General features: G+C 73.9%; 22 protein-coding genes and 1 pseudogene. 22 read left to right on the forward strand and 1 reads right to left on the reverse strand.

All coding sequences use genetic code 11. The features are described 5' to 3' along the window. The 4 genes from AC559T_RS19640 (at position 1) to nusB (ending at position 2,883) form a co-directional block, all read left to right on the forward strand. Entirely contained in the window at positions 1-564 is a 564-nt protein-coding gene (locus tag AC559T_RS19640; protein ID WP_071064874.1) for a shikimate kinase, read from the forward strand. Beyond that, on the forward strand, positions 564-1,679 hold the full coding sequence (gene aroB / locus AC559T_RS19645; protein WP_498869673.1) for a 3-dehydroquinate synthase: 1,116 nt from the start codon (positions 564-566) through the stop codon (positions 1,677-1,679). Before AC559T_RS19640 ends, aroB begins: the two co-directional genes overlap by 1 nt. A 179-nt stretch (positions 1,680-1,858) precedes the next feature. Further along, positions 1,859-2,422 carry an elongation factor P gene (efp, locus tag AC559T_RS19650; RefSeq protein WP_020459313.1) on the forward strand — a complete coding sequence of 188 codons (564 nt, stop codon included), beginning with the start codon at positions 1,859-1,861 and terminating at the stop codon, positions 2,420-2,422. 53 nt (positions 2,423-2,475) lie between these two features. Beyond that, the gene (gene nusB / locus AC559T_RS19655) at positions 2,476-2,883 is read left to right on the forward strand and encodes a transcription antitermination factor NusB (RefSeq protein ID WP_071064872.1); all 408 of its coding nucleotides are present in this window, start codon (positions 2,476-2,478) and stop codon (positions 2,881-2,883) included. 238 nt (positions 2,884-3,121) lie between these two features. Here nusB and bldD read toward each other — a convergent pair whose 3' ends face one another. Next, positions 3,122-3,619, reverse strand: a complete 498-nt coding sequence (gene bldD, locus AC559T_RS19660) for a transcriptional regulator BldD (RefSeq protein ID WP_006540108.1) — start codon at positions 3,617-3,619, stop codon at positions 3,122-3,124. Positions 3,620-4,171: 552 nt separating this feature from the next. On the opposite strand from bldD, the gene pyrR reads away from it, so the two are divergent. The 18 genes and pseudogenes from pyrR (at position 4,172) to AC559T_RS19750 (ending at position 26,476) form a co-directional block, all read left to right on the forward strand. After that, positions 4,172-4,765: a bifunctional pyr operon transcriptional regulator/uracil phosphoribosyltransferase PyrR gene (pyrR, locus tag AC559T_RS19665; RefSeq protein WP_071064888.1), complete on the forward strand. Its 594-nt coding sequence runs from the start codon at positions 4,172-4,174 to the stop codon at positions 4,763-4,765. Between the two features lie 43 nt (positions 4,766-4,808). Next, the gene (locus tag AC559T_RS19670; RefSeq protein WP_020459316.1) at positions 4,809-5,738 is read left to right on the forward strand and encodes an aspartate carbamoyltransferase catalytic subunit; all 930 of its coding nucleotides are present in this window, start codon (positions 4,809-4,811) and stop codon (positions 5,736-5,738) included. Further along, positions 5,735-7,090 (forward strand): dihydroorotase, encoded by a 1,356-nt coding sequence (locus tag AC559T_RS19675; protein ID WP_368951977.1) that lies wholly within the window; start codon positions 5,735-5,737, stop codon positions 7,088-7,090. Before AC559T_RS19670 ends, AC559T_RS19675 begins: the two co-directional genes overlap by 4 nt. Continuing rightward, positions 7,087-8,892 carry a PH-like domain-containing protein gene (locus AC559T_RS19680; RefSeq protein ID WP_498869674.1) on the forward strand — a complete coding sequence of 602 codons (1,806 nt, stop codon included), beginning with the start codon at positions 7,087-7,089 and terminating at the stop codon, positions 8,890-8,892. The genes AC559T_RS19675 and AC559T_RS19680 overlap by 4 nt, the downstream gene beginning before the upstream one ends. Before the next feature lie 82 nt (positions 8,893-8,974). After that, positions 8,975-10,168 carry a glutamine-hydrolyzing carbamoyl-phosphate synthase small subunit gene (gene carA, locus AC559T_RS19685; protein WP_498869675.1) on the forward strand — a complete coding sequence of 398 codons (1,194 nt, stop codon included), beginning with the start codon at positions 8,975-8,977 and terminating at the stop codon, positions 10,166-10,168. After that, a complete protein-coding gene (gene carB, locus AC559T_RS19690) occupies positions 10,168-13,578 on the forward strand; it encodes a carbamoyl-phosphate synthase large subunit (protein ID WP_112107584.1) in 3,411 nt (1,136 codons plus the stop codon). The genes carA and carB overlap by 1 nt, the downstream gene beginning before the upstream one ends. Continuing rightward, the gene (pyrF, locus tag AC559T_RS19695; RefSeq protein WP_498869676.1) at positions 13,575-14,414 is read left to right on the forward strand and encodes an orotidine-5'-phosphate decarboxylase; all 840 of its coding nucleotides are present in this window, start codon (positions 13,575-13,577) and stop codon (positions 14,412-14,414) included. Before carB ends, pyrF begins: the two co-directional genes overlap by 4 nt. 246 nt (positions 14,415-14,660) lie before the next feature. Next, a complete protein-coding gene (gene mihF, locus AC559T_RS19700) occupies positions 14,661-14,981 on the forward strand; it encodes an integration host factor, actinobacterial type (protein WP_020459322.1) in 321 nt (106 codons plus the stop codon). A gap of 470 nt (positions 14,982-15,451) precedes the next feature. Further along, positions 15,452-16,030, forward strand: a complete 579-nt coding sequence (gene gmk, locus AC559T_RS19705; protein ID WP_020459323.1) for a guanylate kinase — start codon at positions 15,452-15,454, stop codon at positions 16,028-16,030. Positions 16,031-16,213: 183 nt separating this feature from the next. Further along, positions 16,214-16,498 (forward strand): DNA-directed RNA polymerase subunit omega, encoded by a 285-nt coding sequence (gene rpoZ / locus AC559T_RS19710; RefSeq protein WP_020459324.1) that lies wholly within the window; start codon positions 16,214-16,216, stop codon positions 16,496-16,498. Positions 16,499-16,589: 91 nt separating this feature from the next. After that, complete coding sequence (coaBC, locus tag AC559T_RS19715) at positions 16,590-17,912, forward strand: bifunctional phosphopantothenoylcysteine decarboxylase/phosphopantothenate--cysteine ligase CoaBC (protein WP_112107582.1); 1,323 nt, start codon at positions 16,590-16,592, stop codon at positions 17,910-17,912. A 4-nt stretch (positions 17,913-17,916) separates the two neighbouring features. Beyond that, entirely contained in the window at positions 17,917-19,113 is a 1,197-nt protein-coding gene (gene metK, locus AC559T_RS19720) for a methionine adenosyltransferase (protein ID WP_020459326.1), read from the forward strand. A 187-nt stretch (positions 19,114-19,300) separates the two neighbouring features. Further along, positions 19,301-21,865, forward strand: a complete 2,565-nt coding sequence (locus AC559T_RS19725) for a primosomal protein N' (RefSeq protein ID WP_498869677.1) — start codon at positions 19,301-19,303, stop codon at positions 21,863-21,865. Between the two features lie 153 nt (positions 21,866-22,018). Further along, on the forward strand, positions 22,019-22,570 hold the full coding sequence (gene def, locus AC559T_RS19730; RefSeq protein WP_071064886.1) for a peptide deformylase: 552 nt from the start codon (positions 22,019-22,021) through the stop codon (positions 22,568-22,570). 183 nt (positions 22,571-22,753) lie between these two features. Beyond that, positions 22,754-23,686, forward strand: a pseudogene (gene fmt / locus AC559T_RS19735) (methionyl-tRNA formyltransferase); the annotation flags it as partial. Continuing rightward, complete coding sequence (locus tag AC559T_RS19740) at positions 23,686-25,173, forward strand: RsmB/NOP family class I SAM-dependent RNA methyltransferase (protein ID WP_112104867.1); 1,488 nt, start codon at positions 23,686-23,688, stop codon at positions 25,171-25,173. The pseudogene fmt and the gene AC559T_RS19740, both read left to right, overlap by 1 nt. A 26-nt stretch (positions 25,174-25,199) precedes the next feature. Then, on the forward strand, positions 25,200-25,991 hold the full coding sequence (gene rpe, locus AC559T_RS19745; RefSeq protein WP_235013630.1) for a ribulose-phosphate 3-epimerase: 792 nt from the start codon (positions 25,200-25,202) through the stop codon (positions 25,989-25,991). Next, positions 25,988-26,476: a cytidine/deoxycytidylate deaminase family protein gene (locus AC559T_RS19750; RefSeq protein ID WP_498869678.1), complete on the forward strand. Its 489-nt coding sequence runs from the start codon at positions 25,988-25,990 to the stop codon at positions 26,474-26,476. The genes rpe and AC559T_RS19750 overlap by 4 nt, the downstream gene beginning before the upstream one ends. Positions 26,477-26,481 lie beyond the last annotated feature (5 nt).

The raw sequence follows: 26,481 nt of genomic DNA on the forward strand, positions 1-26,481 counted from the left end.
ATGCGCGCGGAGAGCGGGGCGCGGGCCGACGGGCCGGGGGCAGCTGTGTCCGGCCCGGTCGCCGTGCTGGTCGGCGCGCCGGGGGCGGGTAAGAGCACCGTCGGTATGGCGGTCGCGGCGCGCCTCGGGGTGGCCTTCCGCGACACCGACGCCGATGTCGAGTCGAACCTCGGAATGAGCGTCTCGGACGTGTTCCTGGAGCACGGCGAGGAGTACTTCCGCGCGGCGGAGCGGGCGGCGGTGCTGACCGCCCTGGCCGAGCACCCGGGTGTGCTCGCCCTGGGCGGCGGGGCAGTGCTGGACGCCGGCGTCCGCGCGGAGCTGGCCCGGCACTGGGTCGTCTACCTCGACGTGACCGCGTCTGACGCGGCGAAGCGGGTCGGGCTCGCGCGCGACCGGCCGCTGCTCGTGGAGGGCCCGCGGACCCGGCTGGCCGCGCTGCTGAAGGCCCGCCGTCCGCTGTACGAGGAGGTGGCCGCGATCACCGTGGACACCGCCGCCCTCGGGATCGACGACGTCGTCGCCGCGATCCTGATCGAGCTCGCCGGGAGGGCGGGGCACTGATGTGCGCGATGAAGGTTTCCGACATGGTCCGCATCCAGGTCACCCCGTCCGGTGACCGGGCCTACGACGTGGTGCTGGGCGAGGGCGCCCTCTGCGAGCTACCGGCGCTGGCCGCGGGGCGCACCCGGGTCATGGTCATTCACCCGCGAGCGCTGCGGGCCACCGCCGCGGCGGTCATCGCCGAGCTGCGGGCCGGCGCCGGTGCCGGCGTCGAGACGCACGCGTTCGAGGTGCCGGACGGCGAGGAGGCCAAGCAGCTGCGGGTCGCGGGCGCCTGCTGGGACGCCCTCGGCCGGGTCGGCTTCACCCGCGACGACCTGGTGGTCGGGCTCGGCGGCGGGACGACGACCGACCTGGCCGGGTTCGCCGCGGCGGGCTGGCTGCGTGGTGTCGACGTCATCCAGGTGCCCACCACCGTGCTCGGGATGGTCGATGCGGCGGTCGGCGGCAAGACGGGTATCGACATCGAGGCGGGCAAGAACCTCGTCGGCGCCTTCCACCAGCCGCTGGCGGTGCTCTGTGACCTGTCGACCCTGGCCAGTTTGCCGGCGGTCGAGGTCCGGGCCGGGCTCGCCGAGGTCGTCAAGGCCGGGTTCATCGCCGATCCGCGCATCCTCGAGCTGCTGGAGGCCGATCCGACCGGGTCGGCGCGGCTGCCCGAGCTCGTCGAGCGGTCGATCCGGGTCAAGGCGGCGGTGGTGTCCGGCGACCCGCGCGAGGCCGGCCGGCGCGAGATCCTGAACTACGGGCACACCCTCGCCCACGCGATCGAGAAGGTCGAGAACTTCTCCTGGCGGCACGGCGCGGCGGTCTCGGTCGGCATGGTCTTCGCCGCCGAGCTCTCCCGGCTCGTCGCCGGGCTCGACCGCGCGACCACTGATCGCCACCGCGAGCTGCTGCGGGCCATCGGGCTGCCGGTGGAGTACCGGGGGGACCGCTGGCCGGCGTTGCTCGACGCGATGCGGGTCGACAAGAAGACCCGGGGCCGGCGGTTGCGTTTCGTTGTGCTCGAAGCGCTCGGCCGGCCGCGCGGATTCGACGATCCCGAGCCCGGCCTGCTGCTGGCCGCGTACGGCTCGGTCGCCGCGGGCGGTGTGAGCGCTACCGGGAGCTGACCGTTCGGCTGGCACCGCGCGTGGTCCGCCGTGGGCTGCGAGGCGGCCATGCCCTCGATCTGTAGACTTTGCCGCGGCCTGACCCGGTGACGGGCGGCGGGCCGGCGATCGACCAGCTGACGGTCGGTCGACAACACGGCGATCGGCCGGACGGCGACCGGAACGGAGAGACACGCGCAGTGGCGACAACGAACGACCTGAAGAACGGCATGACGCTCGACATCGACGGGGTGTTGTGGAACGTCGTCGGATTCCAGCACGTCAAGCCGGGCAAGGGCGGGGCGTTCGTCCGGACGACGCTGAAGAACGTGCTCACCGGCAAGGTGGTCGACCGGACGTTCAACGCCGGAATCAAGGTGGACGTCGCGACCGTCGACCGCCGCGAGATGACCTACCTCTACCGTGACGGCGCCGACTTCGTGTTCATGGACAGCGAGTCGTACGACCAGATCCCGGTCCCTCCGGGAGTGGTCGGCGGGGTTGCCGACTACATGCTGGAGAACACGATTGCCACCGTCGCGCTGCACGACGACGCGCCGCTGTACGTCGAGCTTCCGGCGAGCGTCGAGCTGACCATCTCCGCGACGGACCCGGGCGTCCAGGGCGACCGCTCGACCGGCGGCACCAAGCCGGCGACGCTCGAGACCGGCGCGAACATCCAGGTGCCGCTGTTCATCACCACCGGCGAGAAGGTCAAGGTCGACACCCGCGACGGCCGGTACCTGGGCCGGGTGACGAGCTGAGCGCCAGGTCCAAGGCCCGCAAGCGGGCGCTGGACGTCCTCTACGAGGCGGACATGCGCTCGGTGCGGGCGATGGAGACCCTTGCCGCGCACCGGGCGCAGGCCGACCCGCCGGTGCCGGACTACACCTCGGACCTCGTCGAGGGCGTGGTGGCCCACCTGGCCGAGATAGACGCGCACATCGCCCGGTTCGCCCAGGGCTGGACACTGGACCGGATGCCCCCGGTGGACCGGAACATCCTCCGGATCGCGGTGCTGGAGCTGTTCTGGCGTTCCGACGTGCCGGACCGGGTCGTGATCGACGAGGCGGTGCGGCTGGCCAAGACGATCTCCACCGAGCGGTCGCCGGCATTCGTCAACGGCCTGCTGGCGAGCCTGCTCAAGGAGAAACCGGTGCCGGAGGGAAGCCCTCGGGCAGCCGGGGCGGCTGAGGCCGTGGGCGGCGAGTCGGCCGAGGCCTGAGCTCGCGTACCGAGGCTCGCGCCTGAGTCAGCGCGGTGTCCCGGTACGTCACGGATGTGACGTACCGGGTCGTCCCCCAGAAGATCCCTGGTGCTGGTGCTGGTGCTGGTGCTGTGCGTGCCACCGCTGGGTGGTGGAGCGGAGCGACGGTACCCCCCGGTGACCGTCCGCCCGTGGTGCCTGGTGCGTCCGGATGCCCGGGCCGGGCATCCGGGTGTGGAACCAGCCGACGGCGGGACTAGGCGTCCGACGCGGCCGGCTCGCTGCCCTGCTCCGGCGAGAGAACACCCCAGGACACGAGCTGCTCGGTGAGCTTGCTCGGGGAGGTGTCGTAGATGACCGCGAGGGAACGCAGGTCCTCGTAACGGATTGAGAGCACCCGGCCGTTGTAGTCGCCGCGCTGGCTCTGGATGGTGGCCGCGTACCGCGCGAGCGGACCGCCCTGCTCCTTGGGAACCTGCGCGAGACGTTCAAGGTCGAGGACGATGCGCGGGGACTGCTCGAGGGGCGCCACGGTGGAGCCTTCGGGGAGCAGCTCCCCTACCGGCACGCCGTAGAACTCGGCCAGTTCAGACAGGCGCTGGACGGTGACGGCGCGGTCTCCACGCTCGTAGGAGCCCACCACGACGGCCTTCCAGCGACCGTGCGACTTCTCCTCGACGCCATGAAGCGAGAGCCCCTGCTGGGTGCGTATCGCGCGCAGCCGAGCACCGAGCGCCTTCGCATAGTCGGACATCGAAGTGCCCACTCCTGTCGTGGTCGATCAGCTGGAACCGGGGCTCTTGCCGCCGGCGGTTACCGATAGTAGTGCCCGCCAGGTTGAGGCTCGACACCCGGGGGGTCGTGTCGCCTCTTTCTTTGTACCACTTTCTGTAGCCTCCTGGTTGCGGCTGGCATTAGCGCCGCTGGCACTTCCCGGATGGGGCGCCGGCCGGTGCGTTTCGTCTATCTACGGTGACGTGTAGTGACGATTTTGATGCTCGGTATGCGGAGCATCGTGACCCGTGTCACTCTCAGCAACGGCTCTCGCGGGCTGGTTGAAGCGTCCGTGGAATCCGTCCGTACCGGGCCGACGTCTTGCGTGGCCCCGGCCCTCAGGCCTGCTCGACCGGTCCCTTGGGCCCGGAGGCGGCTGGTACGGTCGCGTGGACCGCTCCTTTAAGGACCGTCCAGTGAGGCGGGGAAGGAGGGACACCTCGTGGCCTCGGCCGCACAAGGCGACCCTGCCCGGAACACGACCGGGCGTACCGCCCGTCCACGGGACGAGCTCCGTGCCGGGACGGCCGATGTGAGCAGCACCCCCACCGGGTCCGAGGGGCTCACCGGGTCCGAGGGGCTCGGCATCACCCGCACCGTGCTCTCCGCCGCCGACATGAACCGGGTCGTGAGCCGGATGGCGCACCAGGTGCTGGAGAAGACCTCCGGCGGCGACGGCGTGGTCCTGCTCGGCATCCCGACCCGCGGCGTGCCGCTCGCGGAACGGCTGGCGCGTCGGGTGGCCGCGGTCGAGGGCGTGACCCTTCCCGTGGGCTCCCTGGACCCGACCATGTACCGGGACGACCTGCGGCTGCGCGGCGTGCGCCCCCTCGAGGTGACCGAGATCCCCGACTGCGGGGTCGACGGGATGGTCGTCGTCCTGGTCGACGACGTCCTCTACTCCGGGCGCACCGTCCGGGCCGCGCTCGACGCACTGTCCGCCTATGGCCGCCCCCGCGCTGTGCAGCTCGCCGTCCTGGTCGACCGGGGCCACCGCGAGCTGCCCATCCGCGCCGACTACGTGGGGAAGAACATGCCCACCTCGCGCCGCGAGTCGGTCGCCGTCCGGCTCCGGGAGGTCGACGGCGCCGACGCCGTCCTCATCGTCTCGTCGGACGCGCCGTGACCGCGCACGCGACCCCGCGTCGCCGCCCGAGGTGGTGGGTGTGATGAACCATCTGCTTTCCACCGCGGATCTCAAGCTCGACGACGCGTTGCTGGTGCTCGACACGGCGGACCGCATGGCGCGGGTCGCGGACGCGCCGGTCCGCAAGCTGCCGACGCTGCGCGGCCGGACCGTGGTCAATCTGTTCTTCGAGGACTCCACCCGTACCCGCACGTCCTTCGAGGTCGCCGCCAAGAGGCTGTCGGCAGATGTGATCAATTTTTCGGCCCGGGGGTCAAGCGTGTCGAAGGGCGAGAGCCTGAAGGACACAGCGCAGACCCTCGAGGCGATGGGCGCGGACGCCGTCGTCTGCCGTCATCCCGCGAGCGGCGCCCCGCACCGGCTGGCCAGCTGGGTGCGCGGCAGCGTCGTGAACGCCGGTGACGGTACGCACGAGCACCCCACCCAGGCGTTGCTCGACGCCTTCACCATCCGCCGCCGGCTCGGCCGGCTGGACGGGCTGGCCGTGACGATCGTCGGGGACGTCCTGCACTCGCGGGTGGCCCGCTCCAACGTCTGGCTGCTGACGACCCTCGGTGCGCGGGTGACCGTGGTCGCCCCGCCCACGCTGCTGCCGCTCGGTATCTCCGGGTGGCCCGTCGAGGTGTCCTACGACCTCGAGTCGGTCCTGCCCAAGAGCGACGTGGTCATGATGTTGCGTGTGCAGCGGGAGCGGATGTCCGCGGCGTTCTTCCCGACCGAGCGGGAGTACAGCCGCCGTTACGGCCTCGACGCGGACCGGGCCGCGCTCATGCCCGAGCACGCCCTGGTCATGCACCCCGGGCCGATGGTCCGCGGGATGGAGATCGCCTCCTCGGTGGCCGACTCGCCGCGCTCGACGGTGGTCGAGCAGGTCGCGAACGGCGTGAGCGTCCGCATGGCCGTCCTCTACCTGCTGCTCGGCGGCAGCGGCGCCGAACGGGAGTCCTCATGACATCGGTGATCGTGGTGCGTGGCGTCCGTCCGCTGGGTGGTGACGCGCGGGATCTGGTGATCGCCGACGGGACGATCGCCGCGGTCGCGCCGGCCGGGGGCGGCGAGCGCACCGGCGTCGTGGCCGAGGCCGCCGCGGGCTCCGCCGACGGGACCCGTCCCGCCCCCCTGGTCGTCGACGCCACCGGGCTCGTGGCGCTGCCCGGGCTGGTCGACCTGCACACCCACCTGCGCGAGCCTGGCCGGGAGGACGCCGAGACGGTCGACTCCGGTACCCGCGCGGCGGCGCTCGGCGGCTACACGACGGTGTTCGCGATGGCCAACACCGACCCCGTCGCCGACACCGCCGGGGTGGTCGAGCAGGTGTGGCGGCTCGGCCAGGACGCCGGGCACTGCGACGTGCGCCCGGTCGGCGCGGTGACCAGGGGGCTCGCCGGCGAGCGGCTCGCTGAGCTGGGCGCCATGGCCTCCTCCGCGGCGGCGGTCCGGATGTTCTCCGACGACGGTCACTGTGTGTCCGACGCGTTGCTCATGCGCCGCGCGCTCGAGTACGTCAAGGCCTTCGACGGTGTGATCGCGCAGCACGCGGAGGAGCCGAGGCTGACCGCCGGGGCGCAGATGAACGAGGGCGCCATGGCCGCGCGGCTGGGCCTGCCCGGCTGGCCGGCCGTCGCAGAGGAGGCGATCATCGCCCGGGACGCCCTGCTGACCGGGCACGTCGGGTCGCGCCTGCACATCTGCCACGTGTCCACGGCGGGCTCGGTCGAGCTCATCCGGTGGGCCAAGGCGAAGGGCTGGCGGGTGACCGCGGAGGTCACCCCGCACCACCTGCTGCTCACCGAGGAGCTCGTCGCCTCGTACGACCCGGTGTACAAGGTCAATCCGCCGCTGCGCACCGAGGCCGACACAGAGGCACTGCGAGCCGGGCTCGCGGACGGCACGATCGACTGTGTGGCCACCGATCACGCCCCGCACGCCTCCGAGGACAAGGAGACGGAGTGGGCCGCCGCCCGGCCCGGGATGCTCGGCCTCGAGACGGCGCTGTCCATCGTGATCCAGACCATGGTCGAAACCGGCCGGCTCGACTGGGCCGGTGTCGCCGACCGGATGGCGTTGGCGCCGGCCCGGATCGGCGCCGTCGCCGACACGCCGCGTGACCCGGCGAGCTTCGCCCAGGTGGGCGCGCCCGCCACCCTGACCCTGCTCGACCCGGAGGCGCGACGGGTGATCGATCCACTCGCCGTCGCCAGCCGGAGCAGCAACACTCCGTACGGTGGCCGCACGCTGCCCGGTGCCATCCGGGCGACGTTCCTGCGAGGCCGGCCCACCGTGCTCGACGGGAAGATCATATGACCTCCGCCTCACGATCCACATCCCTGCCGGGGATCACCCCGTTCGCGCTGGCCGGCCCCGTGCTGGCCGCCGGTGGCAAGGATCAGACGGGCCTGCACCTGCTCCTCGCCTTCGGCCTGTTGCTGCTGGTCGTGGCAGTCGTGGGCGCGATGCGACGGGCTTGGCGCGGCCGTGCGCAACAGCAGGAGGAGAACCTGCCGGACCTGCCCGAGCCGCCGGAGCAGACCGGGAACGTGCTGGCCGCCCCGCTGCGTGGGCGCTACCTCGGCACGGTGGACGCCGGCCACTGGCGGGAGTGGATCGCCGCGCGCGGCCTGGCCGGGCACGACGGCGACTACATCGCCGTCTACGAGCTTGGAGTGCGGGTCGACCGGGACGGCGAGGCGTTCTGGATCCCCCGGGAGGCCGTGCGGGGCGCCCGTCTCGAGCGGGCGCACGCCGGGAAGGTCGCCGCGCCGAGCCGGCTGATCGTGGTCGCGTGGTCGTTCGAGGGCCGGGAACTGGAGGCCGGCTTCCGCGGCGAGGACCGGGCCCGCCAGCCGAAGGTCGTCCGCTCCGTGCACGACCTCATCGGGCCGGCGCCCGCCCAGCCGATGTCCGGCGACATCACCTCGCCGCACGCCCTGCCCCGGCCGCGCAACCGGCTGCGGCCCCGCGTGCCGGCGCCGGCACGCCCGGCCGAGCCCGGCGCGCCGGCCGCCGCGGCCCCCGCCCGCGGGCAGCGTCCTGATCTCGCCGCGGTGGCTCCGGGCGGGCCCGCGACGATGCCGATCCCGGTCAACGGCCGCCAGCCCCGGTCGGAGCGGGCCGGGTGGCGCCGCGGTGGCGCCGCGGCCAGTCAGGGCGCCGCCGCCGAGACCCACGCCGGCCAGCGCGGATACGGCGCGGACGCGCCCGGCACGGGCGCCTCCGGCGGCTACGACACCGCTGCCCACGACACCGCTGCCCACGGGACGGGTGCCCTTGGGACGGGTGCCCAGGACACGGGCGCCTACGACATCCGCGCCCACGTCACCGGAGCGCACAGCATCAGTACCGACAGCACCGGCGCCCACGGCACCGGTGCGTACGGCGCCGGCGCGTACGACACCGGCTCCCATCGTGCTGGCGGGTACGGGACGGGCTCGCACCGGACGGGTGCGTACGACACCGGCGGTTACCGGCCAGGTGCCCACGACGTGGGCGCCCAGGGCTCCCAGGCCGTGAGCGGCGGGACGGCCGGCTACGACACCGCCGGCTACAGCACAGCCGGCTATGACACGGCCGGGTACGGGACTGACAGCTACGACCTGCGACGCCAGGGCACCGGCGGGCTGGACGCGCGCGGCCACGCCACCGGCGGGTACGGGCGCCCCGGCGCCCCCGGGCCGGCCGCTCCCGACCAGGGGGCGCTCGACTCGGCCGCGTACCACCTGGGTGCCGGCGACGCCGGCGTCCACAGCTCGGGTGCCTACAGCTCGGGTGCCTACAACTCCGGCGCCTACGGCTCCGGTGCCAACGACACGGGTGCCCACGACTCGCGTGGATACGGCCAGGGCGCATATGACCAGGGCCGGCGCGACCCGGGCGGACGTGACCAGGGCCGGCGCGACCCGGGCGGACGTGACCAGGGTGGATACGACCGGGAGGCGTACGCCTCCCGCGGCCGGGCCGGCACGCCGCCGGCCGTCGGCGTGCCGGGTGACCAGGGGAACTACTGGCGGACCGGCGCCGAACCGGCGGAGCGGCCGCGCGACCAGGGGACCGACGCGTTCACCGCACCGCCCGGTGAGGCCTCGTACCGACGGGAGGAGTACCCGTGACAGCGGCGCCCTGGCGGTCTGCCAGGGGTGGAGGGGGCCTGGCCGGCGGCCGGGCACGACGGATCGATGCGGGGGTGAGCCGGTGACCGGCTTGGACAGGCAGCCGGCTCCGCCGGAGCGGGAACAGGCCCGGCGCGGGCCGGGAGCGCCCCGCCGCGCGGTGCTCATGCTCGAGGACGGCCGGAGCTTCGCCGGGGACGCGTTCGGCTCGGTCGGCGAGGCGTTCGGCGAGGCGGTCTTCTCCACCGGGATGACCGGCTACCAGGAGACCCTCACCGACCCGTCGTTCCACCGTCAGGTCGTGATCATGACGGCGCCGCACATCGGCAACACCGGGGTGAACGACACCGACTACGAGTCCGACCGCATCCAGGTGGCCGGCTTCGTCGTGCGGGACCCGAGCCGGCTGGCGTCGAACTGGCGCGCCCAGCGCACCCTGGACGACGAGCTCGAGAACGCCGGCGTGGTCGGGATCAGCGGGGTCGACACCCGCGCGCTGACCCGTCACCTGCGCGAGCGCGGCGCGATGCGGTGCGGGGTCAGCAGCACCGACACCGATCTCGACTCGCTGCTCGACCGGGTGCGGGCGTCGCCGGAGATGGTCGGCGCGGACCTCGCCCCGGAGGTCAGCACGGACCAGCCCTATGTCGTCGAGGCGCGGTCGGGCCTGCCGGTCTTCACCGTCGCCGCGCTGGACCTGGGCATCAAGCGGAACACCCCGCTCTCCATGGCCGCGCTGGGCTGCGAGGTGCACGTGCTGCCGGCCCGCAGCACGGCCGCCGAGCTGCTGGCCCTCTCGCCCGACGGGGTCTTCCTCTCGAACGGCCCGGGTGACCCGGCCCGCGCGGACTACGCGGTCGAGACGCTCACCGGGGTGCTGGAGGCCGGTGTCCCGGTCTTCGGGATCTGTTTCGGCAACCAGGTCCTCGCCCGGGCGCTGGGCTTCGAGACGTACAAGCTGACCTACGGCCACCGCGGCGTGAACCAGCCGGTCGCCGACACCCGGACCGGCCGGATCGCGGTCACCAGCCACAACCACGGCTTCGCGGTGCGCGCGCCGCTGACCGGTACGACCGACACCCCCTACGGGCGGGTCGAGGTGAGCCACGTGGCGCTCAACGACGACGTGGTGGAGGGCCTGACCTGCCTGGACGTGCCGGCGTTCAGTGTCCAGTTCCATCCCGAGGCGGCGCCTGGCCCACACGACGCCCAGGGACTGTTCGACCGGTTCTGCGGCCTGATGACGGCCGGCCGGCGGAAGCGGGGAGAAGGCTGATGCCCAGGCGCGAGGACCTGCGCTCCGTGCTGGTGATCGGCTCCGGGCCGATCGTCATCGGCCAGGCGTGCGAGTTCGACTATTCCGGGACGCAGGCGTGCCGGGTGCTGCGGGCCGAGGGCCTGCGGGTGATCCTGGTCAACAGCAACCCGGCCACGATCATGACGGACCCGGAGATCGCCGACGCGACCTACGTCGAGCCGATCACGCCGGACATCGTCACGAAGATCATCGAGCGGGAGCGGCCGGACGCCATCCTGGCCACCATGGGCGGGCAGACGGCGCTGAACACGGCGGTCGCCCTGCACGACGCCGGGGTGCTCGAGCGCTTCGGCGTCCGGCTCATCGGCGCCAACATCGACGCGATCCGCTCCGGTGAGGACCGGCAGGCCTTCAAGGACATCGTCGCCTCCGTCGACGGCGAGACGGCCCGCAGCGCGATCTGCACGACCGTGGCGGAGTGCCTGGCCGCGGCCGAGGAGTTCTCCTACCCGGTCGTGGTGCGGCCGAGCTACACCCTCGGCGGTGCCGGCAGCGGGTTCGCCCACGACCCCGACGAGCTGCGCCGGATGTCCGCGGACGGGCTGGCGGCCAGCCCGACCACCGAGGTGCTCGTCGAGGAGTCGGTGCTCGGCTGGAAGGAGTTCGAGCTCGAGCTCATGCGGGACCGCGCCGACAACGTGGTCGTCGTGTGTTCGATCGAGAACATCGACCCGATGGGCGTGCACACCGGTGACTCGGTGACCGTCGCCCCGGCGATGACCCTGACCGACCGCGAGTACCAGCGCATGCGGGACATGTCGATCGCCGTCATGCGCGCCGTCGGGGTCGACGCGGGCGGCTGCAACATCCAGTTCGCGGTCGACCCGGCCACCGGACGTCTCGTCGTCATCGAGATGAACCCGCGGGTGTCCCGTTCGTCCGCGCTGGCCTCGAAGGCGACCGGCTTCCCGATCGCGAAGATCTCGGCCAAGCTGGCGCTGGGCTACACCCTCGACGAGATCCCCAACGACATCACCCGCACCACCCCGGCGGCCTTCGAGCCGACCCTCGACTACGTCGTGGTGAAGGTGCCGCGCTTCGCGTTCGAGAAGTTCCCGGGCGCCGACACGATGCTGACCACGACGATGAAGTCCGTCGGGGAGGCGATGGGGGTCGGGCGCAGCTTCGCCGAGGCCCTGCAGAAGGCGCTGCGCTCGATGGAGCAGTCGGGCCTGGCGTTCACCTTCGACCCGCCGGGCCGGTCCGCGGCGGAGCTGCTCGACGCGGCCCGCACCCCGCACGACGGGCGGCTGCACACCGTCCAGCAGGCGCTGCTGGCCGGCGCGACGCCCGCCGAGGTGACCGATGCCACCGGCATCGACCCCTGGTTCGTCGACCAGATCGTGTTCATCAACGAGATCGCCGCGTCGCTGGTCCGCAACCCGGACGGCATCCGCCGCGCCAAGCGCGCCGGGTTCTCCGACGCCCAGCTCGCGGGCCTGCTCGGCACCAAGGAGGACGTGGTCCGGTCGTTCCGGCACCGGGCGGGCATCCGTCCCGTCTACAAGACGGTCGACACCTGCGCCGCCGAGTTCGCCTCCGCGACGCCGTACCACTACTCGTCCTACGACTCCGAGACCGAGGTCGCGCCGAGCGAGAAGCCCCGGGTGATCGTGCTCGGCAGCGGGCCGAACCGGATCGGGCAGGGCATCGAGTTCGACTACGCCTGTTGCCACGCGGTGATGGCGCTCTCCGAGGCCGGCTACGAGACCGTGATGGTCAACTGCAACCCGGAGACGGTCTCCACCGACTACGACACCGCCGACCGCCTCTACGTCGAGCCGTTGACCGTCGAGGACGTCCTGGAGGTCGTGCACGCCGAGTCGCAGGCGGGGCCGCTGGCCGGGGTGATCGTGTCGCTGGGCGGCCAGACCCCGCTGGGCATCGCCGCCGCGCTCGCCGACGCCGGCGTCCCGCTCGTCGGCACGCCACCGAAGGCGATCCACCTCGCGGAGGACCGCGGCCAGTTCGGGCAGGTGCTCGCCGCCGCCGGCCTGCCCTCGCCGCCGCACGGGGTGGCCACCTCCTACGCCGAGGCGCGCACGGTCGCGGACCGGATCGGCTACCCGGTGCTGGTGCGGCCGTCCTACGTGCTCGGCGGGCGGGGCATGGAGATCGTCTACGACGACCCGATGCTGCGCGACTACATCGAGCGCGCCACGCAGATCTCGCCGGAGCACCCGGTGCTGGTGGACCGCTTCCTCGACGACGCGGTCGAGATCGACGTGGACGCGCTCTACGACGGCTCCGAGCTCTACCTCGCGGGCGTGATGGAGCACATCGAGGAGGCCGGGGTGCACTCCGGCGACTCCGCCTGCGCGCTGCCGCCGATCACCCTCGGGCGCTCGGAGCTCGACCGGATCCGCGAGTCCACCCGGCTGATCGCCGAGGGGGTGGGCGTGCGCGGGCTGCTCAACGTGCAGTACGCGCTGCAGTCCGACGTGCTCTACGTGCTGGAGGCCAACCCGCGCGCGTCGCGCACGGTGCCGTTCGTCTCCAAGGCGACGGCCGTGCCGCTGGCCAAGGCCGCGGCCCGGGTGATGCTCGGCGCCACCGTGCCCGAGCTGCGGGCCGAGGGCCTGCTGCCGGAGTACGGCGACGGCGCCACCCTGCCGCTGGACTCGCATATCTCGGTCAAGGAGGCCGTGCTGCCCTTCGGCCGGTTCCGGGACGCGGGCGGCCGCGGGGTGGACACGGTGCTCGGCCCGGAGATGCGCTCCACCGGCGAGGTGATGGGCATCGACGACGGCTTCGGTACCGCGTACGCCAAGTCGCAGGCCGCGGCCTACGCGTCGCTGCCGACCTACGGACGGGTGTTCGTCTCCGTCGCCAACCGCGACAAGCGTGCGATGATCTTCCCGATCAAACGGCTGGCGGACCTCGGCTTCGTCGTCTACGCGACCGAGGGCACCGCCGACGTGCTGCGCCGCAACGGGGTCAAGGCCGTGGTTCTCGGCAAGCATCGGGCTCCCAGCGAGAACCTCATCGACTGCGTCGAAATGATCATGTCTGGCCAGATCGACCTGGTCATCAACACGCCGTGGGGTGTCGGGCCACGGCTGGACGGATACGAGATCCGCACCGCCTGTGTCAGCGCCGGGGTGCCCTGCATCACCACCATTCAGGGCGCCGCCGCGTGCGTGCAGGGTATCGAGTCGCTCGTAAGGGGCGAACTGGGGGTGCGGCCGCTGCAGGAGTACCACGCGGCCCTGCGGTCGACCTGGGGGACGACCCCCGAGGGACTGCCGGGTGCGACCTCCGGCTCGGGCTCCCGGGCGCCGGGGGCGCGGCCGGGACCCGCGCCGGGCGCCGGGTCGGGATCCGGCTCGGCCGGCGGGGCGCCCGCCTCGACCGTGGCGGACCGGTGACCTCGTCGGGCGCCCCCCGCCGGTGGACGCCACCGGCGGGTCGCGCCCCGATCGCGGTCGCGCTCGACGCTCCGGACGCCGCCACCGCACTGGGCTGGGCCCGTGAGGTGGCGCCGCACGTCGCCGTGCTGAAGATCGGTCTGGAGCTCTTCTACCGGGCCGGGCCGACGATCGTGACTGCGCTGCGTGACGAAGGGCTGCTCGCTCCGGCTCGGCCGGCGCAGCCCGCGGCGTCCGCTCGGGTGGTGAGTTCCGTCACGGGGGGTGATGTGGCGGACGGCTGGAGTGAGCCGCGCGGCTCCGCGGCGCCCGAGCTCTTCCTCGACCTGAAGCTCCACGACATCCCGGCGACCGTGGCCGGCGGGATGCGCTCGCTGGCCACGCTGGCACCTCACTTCGTGACCGTGCATGCGGCCGGCGGCGCGGCCATGGTGCGCGCCGCGGTCGACGCCGGGCCCGATGTTCATGTAACCGCGGTCACGGTGCTGACGTCGCTGGACGCCGCCACGCTCGCCGCCGTCGGGCTGTCCGGACCGCCCTCGGACGCCGTCCGCAGGCTCGCGGTGCTCGCCGTGGAGGCCGGTGCGCGGGCACTCGTCTGCAGCCCGAAAGAGGTCTCTGTGGTCCGCGCGGAGCTTGGTGAAACTGTGACTCTGGTCACGCCTGGAGTGCGTCCAGAGGGGTCTGAGCGGGCTGACCAGGCCCGGGTCGCCACCCCGGAACGGGCACTCGCCGACGGTTCGGACCTCCTCGTGATCGGCCGTCCGATCACCTCCGCGGCCGATCGGGCCGTGGCCGCCGCCACTATCGCCACCAGGGTTACTCCACTCCGGTAGGCCCTTGACCTGCGCAAACGCCACTACGGGTGGATCTGGGCCGCTCTGGGTGCCCGAGTACCGGTACGGTGGGGCCGCTACGGACCGAATGCGTCCGGCGCGTGCGACGCAGGTCATTCATCCGGGCAAAGGCTGTGTCTTGTGGGGACAATGCGGGGTACCCCCGTGATGCAGCTCCGGCTGGACCGAGGAGCCTCTTCCTCGCTAGTTTGCGCGGCGCGATCACCGAATTGAGGAGGCGTACCCGTGACCCTGCCGCCCCTGACGCCCGAGCAGAGGGCCGCCGCCCTCGAGAAAGCCGCGCTGGCCCGTAAGCAGCGCGCCGAACTCAAGGAGCGGTTGAAGAAGGGGGAGATCAGTCTTGCCGCCGTTCTCGAGCTGGCGGACAGCGATGAGGTCGTCGGCAAGATGAAGGTTTCCGCGGTCTTGGAGTCGCTTCCCGGAGTGGGCCGTGTTCGGGCCCAGAAGATCCGGGAGCGTCTCGGTATCAGCCCGACCCGCCGTTTGCGCGGGCTCGGGGCCAAGCAGCGTGCCGCGCTCCTCGAGGAGTTCGGCACGGGCGCCTGAGTGTGGCGTGATGCATAGGCGTTCCGATTGCCGGGTCGTTGGTAACGGCCCGTAACGGGCGCCGCCGGAAGGTGTTGAGGCCGCGAGGCGTCGACACGTTCCGGTGCCGTCGGCCTTCATTGCGTCGCGGATTCGCGTCACTCGATCAATCGCCGGCGGGCCGTGAGGAGTTCTCGCCGAATGTCCTGGGACTAAAGTCCCAGGGGTTCGGTGATGGCGATCCCGATCCGTTTGGCGTGCACCGGCCGGGGCCACCCGTGTGGTCACCCGACCGGGTTCCCATTGACGGCCGCATACCATCGGGGTGAACGGGGGAACCCGTCCTTTGATGGCATCCTGATGACGATGGTCCGTTGGCTGACGGTAGGGGACGGCGGGCGCCGGGGGGCGCCGGGCCGGCCGTCGCCGGCGTGGCCCGCCCGCCCCGCCTGAACCTGCGTGACCCGGTGGAGGGGCTCTAAGGTGTCGGGATGGGACTGACCGTGTTGTCGGGGCCGTCCGGAGTGGGGAAGGGCACGGTCGTCGCCGCCGTCCGCCGGCTGCACCCCGAGGTGTGGGTGTCGGTGAGCGTGACGACGCGAGCGCCGCGGCCGGGCGAGACGGACGGCGTCGAGTACCACTTCGCCGACGCGGAGGAGTTCGCCCACATGGTCAAGGTGGGGGAGTTCGTCGAGCACGCGATGTTCGCGGGGCACGCCTACGGCACTCCTCGGGGACCGCTCGAGGAGCGGCTGGCACAGGGCGTTCCCTGCCTGCTGGAGATCGAGCTGCAGGGCGCCCGGCAGGTCCGGTCGGCAATGCCGGGCGCCCGGTTCGTCTTCCTGGCCCCGCCCACCTGGGACGAGCTCGTCCGTCGCCTGACCGGTCGGGGCACGGAGGCACCTGATGTGATCCGCCGACGCCTCGACCGGGCACGCATCGAGCTGGCGGCCGAGACGGAGTTCGACGAGGTCGTCGTGAACGACGAGGTCACGGCCGCCGCCGCGAAGCTGGTGGGGCTGATGACCGGTCGCCCGCGGGACGCGCACCGCGCTGCGGACGTCCCGTGACCGGCGGCTCGGCGCTCCACCTCCCGGGGACGCGCGATCTCCGGGGCACCCACGGCCCGGCGGCGAACGGCTCGGTGACGGGCTGTACCGGTTGCGGCTGTACTGTTGTCCGGGACAGGGCTCGGCCCAGGCCGCCCACGGCGCGCCTGGAGCCGCCCGACCGCCCCACCCCGGAAGGACACCGTGTCCGGTACTGTCGCCCAGCCCGAGGGCATCACGAACCCGCCGATCGACGAGCTGCTCGAGGCCACCGACTCGAAGTACAGCCTCGTCATCTACGCGGCGAAGCGGGCCCGCCAGATCAACGCCTACTACTCCCAGCTCGGCGAGGGCCTGCTGGAGTACGTCGGCCCGCTGGTGGAGACGACCAGCGCCCAGGAGAAGCCGCTGTCGATCGCGCTCCGCGAGATCAACTCCGGTCTGCTCACGCACGAGACGATCACCGACCCGCTGCCGCCGATCTCCTGACCCACGCGGCCTCCGCGGCTCGCGTCCGTCTCGCCGGCCCTGCCCGTCCTGCCCGCCTCGGTTGTTCCGCGTGACAGGCGGCGGGGCGGGGATGCGCGGCGGTGGTTCGGCCGGGGCGGCGCGGCGGCCGCGGGTCGTGCTCGGCGTGTCCGGCGGCATCGCCTCGTACAAGGCCGTCGAGGTGCTGCGTCAGCTGACCGAGTCCGGCCACGACGTCCGCGTCGTGCCGACGGCCGCGGCGCTGCGTTTCGTCGGCGAGGTCACCTGGGCGGCGCTGTCCGGCCAGCCGGTGGTGACCGACCTGTTCACCGACGCCGAGGACGTGGCGCACGTCCGGGTCGGGCGCGAGGCCGACCTGGTGCTGATCGTGCCCGCCACCGCGGACCTGATGGCGCGGGCCGCGGCGGGCCGGGCGGACGACCTGCTCACCGGCACGTTGCTCACAGCCACCTGCCCGGTGCTGTTCGCCCCCGCCATGCACACCGAGATGTGGCAGCACCCGGCGACCCGCGCCAACGTCGCCCTGCTCCGCGAGCGGGGCGCCCTCGTGCTGGAACCGGCCGTCGGCCGGCTGACCGGCGCCGACTCCGGGCCGGGCCGGCTGCCGGAGCCCACCGAGATCGCCTCGGTCGCCCGGGCGGTTCTCGCCCGCGGGCGTGACGGCATGCGGCCCGACCTCGCAGGCCGCCACGTGCTCGTCAGCGCCGGTGGCACCCGCGAGTACCTCGACCCGGTGCGGTTCCTCGGTAACGCCTCCAGCGGCCGGCAGGGATACGCGCTGGCCCGTGCGGCGGTGGCCCGCGGCGCGGCGGTCACCGTCGTGGCCGCCAACGTCGCCCTGCCCGACGTGGCCGGCGCGACCACGGTGCCGGTGGGCTCGGCCGAACAGCTGCGGGCGGCCGTGCACGACGCCGCCCCCCGCGCCGACGTCGTGGTCATGGCGGCGGCGGTGGCCGATTTCCGGCCCGCCACCGAGCACAAGTACAAGATCAAGAAGGAGTCCGCGGCGCCGGACGCGATCGAGCTGATCCGCAACCCGGACGTCCTGGCCGAGCTTGTCGCGAACCGCCGTCCCGGCCAGGTGTTGGTCGGGTTCGCGGCGGAGACGGGCGGACCCGACGCCGGGGTCCTCGACCTCGCCCGGGCGAAGCTCGCCCGCAAGCCGGTGGACCTGCTGGTGGTGAACCGGGTCGGGTCCGGCCTGGGGTTCGAGGTGGAGCAGAACAGCGCGGTCCTCCTTGACCGTGCGGGCGGGGCTGCGGAGATCCCCCTGACCAGTAAGGATCTTCTTGCCCACCAGGTGCTCGACCGGATCGTCGACGCGCTGCACGACCGGAAGCCGGCCGGTGCGCATACCCCTGAGCGAACCTCGGTAAACTGCGCCGGTATCAGTCCTGATCTCCCCAGGGGGTAGTCCAGTGGCGACGCGCCTTTTCACGTCCGAGTCCGTCACGGAAGGACACCCGGACAAGATCGCTGACCAGGTCAGCGACTCCATCCTCGATGCCATGCTCAAGGACGACCCGAAGAGCCGGGTCGCCGTCGAGACCATGATCACCACTGGCCAGGTGCACGTGGCCGGCGAGGTGACCACCAAGACCTACGTCGACATCGCCTCGGTGGTCCGCGAGCGGATCCTGGAGATCGGTTACGACTCCTCCAAGAAGGGCTTCGACGGCGCCTCCTGCGGCGTGAGCGTCTCGATCGGCTCGCAGTCGCCCGACATCGCCCAGGGTGTCGACACCGCCCACGAGGCGCGCGTCGAGGGCTCCACCGAGGACGACCTCGACCGTCAGGGCGCTGGCGACCAGGGCCTGATGTTCGGGTTCGCCTGCGACGAGACTCCCGAGCTCATGCCGCTGCCGATCGCCCTGGCGCACCGGCTCGCCCGGCGGCTGTCCGCCGTCCGCAAGGACGGCCAGGTCGGCTACCTGCGCCCCGACGGCAAGACGCAGGTCACCATCGAGTACGAGGACGGCAAGCCGGTCCGCCTGGACACCGTTGTGGTCTCCTCGCAGCACGCGGCCGACATCGACCTCGACACCCTGCTCGCGCCCGACGTCGCCGAGTACGTCGTGGAGCCGGAGCTCGCCCTCCTCGAGATCAGCACCGAGGGGCGCCGCCTGCTGGTGAACCCGACCGGTCGCTTCGAGATCGGTGGCCCGATGGGCGACGCCGGCCTCACCGGGCGCAAGATCATCGTGGACACCTACGGCGGGTACGCCCGGCACGGCGGCGGCGCCTTCTCGGGTAAGGACCCGTCCAAGGTCGACCGCTCGGCTGCCTACGCCATGCGCTGGGTCGCCAAGAACGTCGTGGCCGCGGGCCTGGCCAGCCGCTGTGAGGTCCAGGTCGCCTACGCGATCGGCAAGGCCCACCCGGTCGGCCTGTTCGTCGAGACCTTCGGCACGGGCAAGGTGCCGGACGCGCAGATCCAGGACGCCGTCACGCAGGTCTTCGACCTCCGCCCGGCCGCGATCGTGCGGGACCTCGACCTGCTGCGCCCGATCTACGCGCAGACGGCCGCCTACGGGCACTTCGGCCGCCCGGAGCTGGACTTCACCTGGGAGGCGACCTCCCGCGCCGACGCCCTGACGGCCGCCGTCAAGGGCTGACGCCACCTGAGCCGCCCGCAGGGGCGGAGCCGACCCCCATCGGGGACGGCTCCGCCCCTGCGCATTTTTGGGACGGTTTGTTTGCGGTGGTCTGCTTTCCGACGGTCCGTGGCCGTTCGGTGATCCGGTTCGCCGGGCGGGCGCAGTGGGGGCCGATCCTGTCCGCCGCGACTGGTACGAATGCGGCATGGACGACGAGAGCGCGGTGATTCCGGGCCTCGCCGGCGCCGTGGTGGCCGCGGGCTCCCGGTCCACCGGGGGGCCGACGCCCGCGGGCGGTGTGCCCTCCGCGGCACCGGCCGGGCGCCCGGCGCGGCCCGCCGCCGGCGCGGCGAAGTCTGGCGTCGCTCCGGCGAAGCGAGGTGCCGTCGCCGCGAAGCCGGGCGGCTCCGAGAAGCCCGGCGCGGTGGTTCCGGCTGACGAGCTGCCGGTGGCCCGGGTCGTGGTCGACACCCCGCTCGTCCACCTTGACCGCCCGTTCGACTACCTCGTGCCGGCCGCCATGGCCGCCGCCGCGGTTCCCGGCTCGCGGGTGCGCGTCCGCTTCGGCGGGCGCCTGGTGGACGGGTTCGTCCTCGAGAGGTCCGAGCGGTCCGATCACACCGGGCGTCTCGCGCCGTTGGCCAGGTCGGTGTCGGCGGAGCCGGTGCTCTCCGAGCCGGTCGCCCGCCTCGCCCGCGCCGTCGCCGACAGATACGCCGGGACGATGGCCGACGTGCTGCGCCTGGCCGTCCCGCCGCGCCATGCCCGCGCCGAGGCTGAGCCGGTTGTCACCGGTCCCGGCATCGGCGTGGCGCCGGCGGCTACCGCGAGCGGTGGCGCGGCCGAGCTGGGCGGCGGCCGGTCCGGTGATCCTGGCCGCGCGGGGTGGTCGATCTATCCCGACGGCCCCGACTTCCTGGCGGCGCTGTCGAGCGGGCGCTCGCCGCGGGCGGTCTGGTGGGCGCCGCCGGGGCCCTCCTGGCCGGCGATGATCGCCGTGGCGGTCGCGGCCACGGTGGCCTCCGGGCGCGGCGCGCTCGTCGTCGTTCCCGACCACCGGGACGCCGACCGGGTCGCCGCGGCGCTGACACCTCCCGAGGCCGAGACCGAGGCCGGGCCGGCGGCGGGTGGCGTCCCGGCCGTGCTGCGGGCCGATCTCGGCCCGGCGGAGCGGTACCGGCGCTTCCTGGCGGTCCGCCGCGGGCAGACGCGGGTGGTCGTGGGGACCCGCGCCGCGGTGTTCGCGCCAGTGGCCGACCTCGGCCTGCTCGTCGTCTGGGACGACGGGGACGACCTGCACTCCGAACCCCGGGCGCCCTACCCGCACACGCGCGACGTGGCGGTCCTGCGGGCCCGGGAGGAGGGCTGCGCGGTGCTGGTCGGCGGGTTCTCGCCGTCGGTGGACGCCGAGGCCCTGGCCCGGGTGGGCTGGGCCGGCCGGCTGGCGGCCGGCCGGGACGCCGTGCGGCGGCTCGCGCCCCGGGTGGAGGCGGTCGGCTCCGACTTCGAGGCGTCCATCGACCCGGCCGCGCGGGCGGCCCGGCTGCCCTCGCTCGCCGTGCGTGCCGCGCGCGCCGCGCTGGCCGGTGGCGCGCCGGTGCTGGTTCAGGTGCCGCGGCGGGGATATCACCCGTCCATCGCCTGCGCGGACTGCCGCCGCCCGGCCCGGTGCCGGAGCTGCTCCGGCCCGCTCGGCCGGTCCGCCGCCGGGGCCGCACTGGCCTGCCGCTGGTGCGGGCGCCCGGTGCCGCGACCCACCGGCCATCCGACGGCGTCTGGGCAGGAGCCCGTCCCGGGGCGAGCCGGGGCTTTCGGCGCTGGTGTGGGCTCCGGTCGTTCCGCGGTGTCCGGGGGCGGCGTGGGTGGGTGGCGGTGCACGGGCTGCGGCGGAACGCGCCTGCGCGCGTCGGTGACCGGTGACCGCCGCACCGCCGAGGAACTGGGGCGGGCGTTTCCCGGCATCCCGGTGCGGGCATCCGGGCGCGACACGGTGCTGGCCATGGTGCCGGCCGCGCCGGCGCTCGTGATCGCGACACCGGGCGCGGAGCCGGTCGCCGAGGCCGGCTACGGGGCGGTGCTGCTCCTCGACGGCTGGGCGCTGCTCGGGCGTCCCGATCTGCGAGCCGGCGAGGAGACGCTGCGCCGGTGGATGGCCGCGTCCGCGCTGGCCCGGCCGGCGCCGGCCGGTGGGCTGGTGGTCGTGGCGGCGGATCTCGGGCTCGGGCCCGTGCAGGCGCTGGTGCGCTGGGATCCCGGGCTGTTCGTCGCCCGGGAGTCGGACGAGCGCGCCGAGCTCGGCTTCCCCCCGGTGAGCCGGGTGGCGGCGGTGGAGGGCACCCCCGCGGCGCTCGACGACCTGCTGGCGGCCGCCACGCTGCCGGCCGGCGCGGAGGTCCTGGGCCCGGTGCCGGTCCCGAGACGGGAGCCGGTCCCGAGGCAGGAACCGGGCCGCGGGGCCGGCGGGGAGCCGGCTCCCGGGCCGGGCCACGCACCGGGCCGTGGGTCGGGCCGGGCGCAGGGGCGTGAGCAGGGCAGGGGGCTGGGTCGGGTGCGGGCGGGGTCCGGAGATCCGAACGAGCCGGGGCGCCGGGGGCCGCCTGAGCAGGTGAAGCCACCGGAGCCGGCGGAGGAGCCCGAGCGTCTGATCATCCGGGTGCGCCGGGAGCAGGGCGCGGACCTCGCCGCCGCGCTGCGGGCCGCCCGCGGGGTGCTCGACGCCCGCCGTGTGGGTCGGGTGCGCGTCCAGCTCGACCCGCTGACGATCGGCTGACGGCTGCCGGCCGTCAGCCGTCAGCCGTCAGCCGGCGGACCGGGGCGGGGCCGCCGGTCCAATCCGGCGCCGGTTCCCGCGCGACCCGTAGCATGAAAGCGTCCGATCTCGCCGGACCGAGGTCGGTCAGGTGACGACATTCTGGGAGTGACCGTGTCCGTCCGTGATATCCGCCTTCTCGGGGATCCGGTGCTGCGTACGGTCGCCGACCCGGTGGCGACCTTCGACCGGGAGCTGCGCCGCCTCGTTGACGATCTCGCTGAGACCATGCGCGACGCCGGCGGCGTCGGCCTCGCCGCGCCGCAGCTGGGGGTGTCGCTGCGTGTCTTCACGTATCTCGATGACTCGGACGAGGTCGGGCACCTGATCAACCCGGTCCTGGGGCCCTTCAGCGAGGAGATGATGGACGGCGAGGAGGGCTGCCTGTCGTTGCCGGGGCTGGCATTCGACCTGCGCCGTCCGGAACGCGTCCTCGCCGTCGGCCAGAACTCCCACGGTGACCCGGTCACGGTCGAGGGCAGTGGCATCCTGTCCCGATGCCTGCAACACGAGACCGATCACCTCGACGGGATCCTGTTCATCGACCGTCTCGACAAGGAGACGAAGCGGGCGGCCATGAAGGCGATCCGCGAGGCGGAGTGGTCGAACGAGCCGAAGCCCGTGGTCAAGGTATCGCCGCACCCATTGTTCGGCCGCGGGCGCTGAGTCGCCAGGGAAAGATCATCGCGTCGGCCGTCCTCGCCACGATGGCCACCGGAACGGTGATCGGCACGGCGGTAGGGTCGACGATCGGGTCCGCCGCCGGGTCGATGATCGTGATGATGGTTGGGACGATCGGATCCGCGGCCGGGGATCCGGCCCGGGATCGGCGCTGAGGGAGCTGTGGTCATGCGTCTTGTCTTCGCCGGCACGCCGGCGGTCGCGCTGCCCAGCCTGCGCGCGCTGCTCGACAGTCCCCGCCACCAGGTGGTCGCGGTGGTGACCCGTCCCGACCGGCCCGCCGGCCGGGGCCGGCACCAGCGGTCCTCGCCGGTGCGGGAGCTGGCGGACGAGCGTGGTCTCGAGGTGCTGGCCCCGGCCCGCGCCGGTGACCCCGACTTCCTCGCCCGGCTCGGTGAGATCGCCCCCGAGTGCTGCCCGGTGGTCGCCTACGGCGCGCTGCTGCCCCGGCCGGCCCTGGAGATCCCGAAGCACGGCTGGGTCAACCTGCACTTCTCGCTGCTGCCGGCCTACCGGGGCGCGGCGCCCGTGCAGCGCGCCGTCCTCGCCGGGGAGGACATGACCGGCGCCAGCGTGTTCGAGATCGAGCCCGCCCTGGACTCCGGCCCGGTCTACGGGGTCCTCACCGAGCGGATCCGTCCCACGGACACGTCCGGAGACCTCCTCGACCGCCTCGCCGTCGCCGGCGCGCGGCTGCTGGAGGCCGTCATGGACGGCATCGAGGACGGCACCCTGCAGGCCCGCCCGCAGCCGTCCGACGGTGTCTCGCTGGCCCCGAAGCTCACCGTCGAGGACGTCCGCGTCGACTGGTCGGCCCCGGCCGTCGCGGTTGACCGGCTGGCGCGGGCCGCCACCCCGGCGCCGGGCGCCTGGACGACCTTCCGTGACCGGCGCGTCAAGCTCGGTCCCGTGCGGCCGGCGCCCGCGGGCCACCCGCCGCTGCCCCCCGGGCGGCTCGCGGTGCCCGAGCGCGGGCTCGTACTGGTGGGGACGGCGACCACGCCGGTGGTCCTTGACGAGGTTCGTCCCGAGGGAAAGGCGCCGATGCCGGCGGCCGACTGGATCCGCGGCCTGCGGCCCGGCACGGACGAGGCGTTCGCGTGAGTGTCTCCGCGCCCCGCCGGGGCGGCACGACAGACCCGGCGCGCCTGCTCGCCTGGGAGGTGCTGCGCGCTGTCGACGAGCGCGGCGCCTACGCCAACCTGCTGCTGCCCGCGCTGCTGTCCGGGCGCCGGCTCTCCCCGCGCGACCGCGGCTTCGCCACCGAGCTGACCTACGGATCGCTGCGGGCCCAGGGCACCCTGGACGGGGTCCTCGACACGGTGACCAGCCGGCCCGTCGCCAGCGTCGACCCGCCGGTGCGCGACGCGCTGCGGCTGGGCGCCTACCAGCTCCTGTCGACCCGGGTGCCGCCCCGCGCGGCGGTCGCGTCCACGGTCGACCTGGTCCGCGCCACCTGCGGGGAACGCCCGGTGCGGTTCGCGAACGCGGTGCTGCGCCGGGTCGCCGCGCGGATCGAGGCGGCGGCCGGTGACATCGCGGTCCTGCTCTCGGCCCCGGACATCGCCGAGGACCCGGCCGGCCACCTCGCGGTGGTCACCGCCCACCCGCGCTGGATCGTCGACGTCGTGCTCGACGCCCTGGGTGGGGACGTCGCCGGCGCGCACGCCGCGCTGGCTGCCAACGACACCCGGCCCGCGGTGCACCTGGTCGCCAGGCCCGGCCGGATCGACGCCGAGGCGCTGGTGGCGCAGGCCGCCTCGGTCGGCCTGGGGGCACGGCGCGGCGCCGGCTCGCCCTACGCCGTCCACCTGGACGGGGGAGACCCGGGGTCGCTGCCGGCCGTCGCGGCGGGCGACGCGTCGGTGCAGGACGAGGGCAGCCAGCTGGTCACCCTGGCCCTTGCCTCGGTCCCCACCATCGGCCGGGACACCGGGCTGACCGTGGACCTGTGCGCCGGGCCCGGTGGCAAGGCCGCCCTGCTGGCCGCGCTGCAGGCGGTCGGCGAGCCGGCGGAGACTGTGCGCGAGCCGGCGGCAGGGGGGCACCGCCCGCCGCCGGCGCGGCTGCTCGCGCTCGAACCGCGCGCGGCTCGCGCCGGCCTGGTCGCCGCCTCGCTCGCCGGGTTCCCGGCCGCCCTGGCGGTGCGCGCCGACGGGCGGTTCCCGCCGGTGCGTCCCGGCATGGCGGACCGGGTGCTGGTGGACGTCCCGTGCTCCGGCCTCGGCGCGCTTCGGCGCCGGCCCGAGGCCCGGTGGCGGCGCACGCCCGCGGACGTCGCCGCGCTGGTGCCGCTGCAGCGCCAGCTCCTCGTCGCCGCGCTGGATCTGGTGCGTCCGGGCGGGGCGGTGGCCTATGTCACCTGCTCGCCGCACCCGGAGGAGACGTCCGAGGTGGTCACCGCGATCGCCCAACAGCGGGGGGACGTCGCCATCCTCGACGCGCGGCGCTGCCCGCCGTTCGCCGGCCCGCCGTTCGGTGACGGTGCGCCGGGCGGCCTCGGGGACGGTCCGTTCGTCCAACTCTGGCCGCACCTGCACGGCACCGACGCGATGTTCCTGGCGCTGCTGCGCCGGGCGGACCGCTGACCGGCGAGGCTGGATACGCTCGCCGCGTGGCAACCGCGCAGATATATCCCAGCATGCTGGCCGCCGACTTCGGCCGGATCGCGGACGCGGCGCGCGCCGTGGCCGGGCACGCGGACTGGTTGCACGTCGATGTCATGGACTACCACTTCGTGCCCAACCTGGCGTTCTCCCCGGACACGGTGGACGCTCTGCGCCGGGTCACCGACACCCCGCTCGACTGCCACCTGATGATCGAGAACCCCGACCGCTGGGCGCCCGGCTTCGCCGAGCGGGGCGCGGCGAACGTGACGATCCACGCCGAGGCGGTCGGCGACATCGCGCGCACCACCGACGCGATCCGCGCGGCCGGTGCCCGCACCGGCCTGGCCGTCAAGCCGGCTACCCCCGTCGAGCACTACCTGGACGATCTGCACCGCTTCGACCTGCTGCTGCTGATGACCATCGAGCCGGGCTTCGGCGGCCAGAAGTTCATGGACGAGGTCCTGCCCAAGATCGCCGCGGCTCGTCGCCTGATCGACGAGCGCGGCCTGGACCTGTGGCTCCAGATCGACGGCGGGGTCAACCGGGAGACCATCGAGCGCTCCGCCGAGGCGGGGGTGGACGTCTTCGTCGCCGGCACGGCGGTCTTCGGCCTGGACGACCCGGCGGCGGCGGTCGAGTCCCTGCGCGCGCTCGCGCTGGCGGCCGCGCCGAGGCTCACCGCCCCGGCCGCCGATTTTGCCTCGCCCCCGGCTCCGGCCCCCGCTCCGGCCCCGGCTCCCGTCGCTGATCGTGATGCGGGTGGCGGGGCGGCCGCCGTCGGCGGGGTGCCGGCGTGAGCGAGGCGCGCGCCGCGGCCGGCGGGCGGCCACTGCCCGGTACCCCGGAAGGCGACCGGCACTGGCTGGGCCGGGCCGTCGAGCTGGGCCGGCGCTGCCCGCCGTCGGTCACCGCGTTCGCCGTCGGCGCACTCGTCGTCGCCGCGGACGGGACGCCGGTCGCCGAGGGCTACTCCCGAGCCGAGGAGCCGGCCGACCATGCCGAGGAGGTGGTGCTGCGCCGGCTGCCGCCGGGCGGCCTGCCCGCGGGCGCGACCGTGTACAGCTCGCTGGAGCCGTGCAGCGCCCGCGCGTCCCGGCCGCGTACCTGCACCGAGCTGCTGCTCGCCGCCGGGGTCCGCCGGGTCGTCTTCGCCTGGCGGGAGCCGGCCCTGTTCGTCGACTGCGACGGTGCCGAGCGGCTGGCCGCAGCCGGTGTCGAGGTGCTCGAGCTCGCCGAGCTCGCTGACGGTGTGCGGGCGGTGAACGACCACCTGCTGCGGTGACCGCC

Source organism: Frankia sp. Hr75.2, assembly GCF_949319125.1.
Classification (GTDB): domain Bacteria; phylum Actinomycetota; class Actinomycetes; order Frankiales; family Frankiaceae; genus Parafrankia; species Parafrankia soli.

Excerpts from the sequence above, each read along its gene's own strand:
- gmk (WP_020459323.1), top strand. The coding sequence starts at position 15,452 with ATGGGACTGACCGTGTTGTCGGGGCCGTCCGGAGTGGGGAAGGGCACG.
- AC559T_RS19680 (WP_498869674.1), top strand. The coding sequence starts at position 7,087 with ATGACCTCCGCCTCACGATCCACATCCCTGCCGGGGATCACCCCGTTC.
- coaBC (WP_112107582.1), top strand. The coding sequence starts at position 16,590 with ATGCGCGGCGGTGGTTCGGCCGGGGCGGCGCGGCGGCCGCGGGTCGTG.
- AC559T_RS19725 (WP_498869677.1), top strand. The coding sequence starts at position 19,301 with ATGGACGACGAGAGCGCGGTGATTCCGGGCCTCGCCGGCGCCGTGGTG.
- AC559T_RS19675 (WP_368951977.1), top strand. The coding sequence starts at position 5,735 with ATGACATCGGTGATCGTGGTGCGTGGCGTCCGTCCGCTGGGTGGTGAC.
- aroB (WP_498869673.1), top strand. The coding sequence starts at position 564 with ATGTGCGCGATGAAGGTTTCCGACATGGTCCGCATCCAGGTCACCCCG.
- nusB (WP_071064872.1), top strand. The coding sequence starts at position 2,476 with ATGCGCTCGGTGCGGGCGATGGAGACCCTTGCCGCGCACCGGGCGCAG.
- carB (WP_112107584.1), top strand. The coding sequence starts at position 10,168 with ATGCCCAGGCGCGAGGACCTGCGCTCCGTGCTGGTGATCGGCTCCGGG.
- AC559T_RS19670 (WP_020459316.1), top strand. The coding sequence starts at position 4,809 with ATGAACCATCTGCTTTCCACCGCGGATCTCAAGCTCGACGACGCGTTG.
- AC559T_RS19640 (WP_071064874.1), top strand. The coding sequence starts at position 1 with ATGCGCGCGGAGAGCGGGGCGCGGGCCGACGGGCCGGGGGCAGCTGTG.
- bldD (WP_006540108.1), bottom strand. The coding sequence starts at position 3,619 with ATGTCCGACTATGCGAAGGCGCTCGGTGCTCGGCTGCGCGCGATACGC.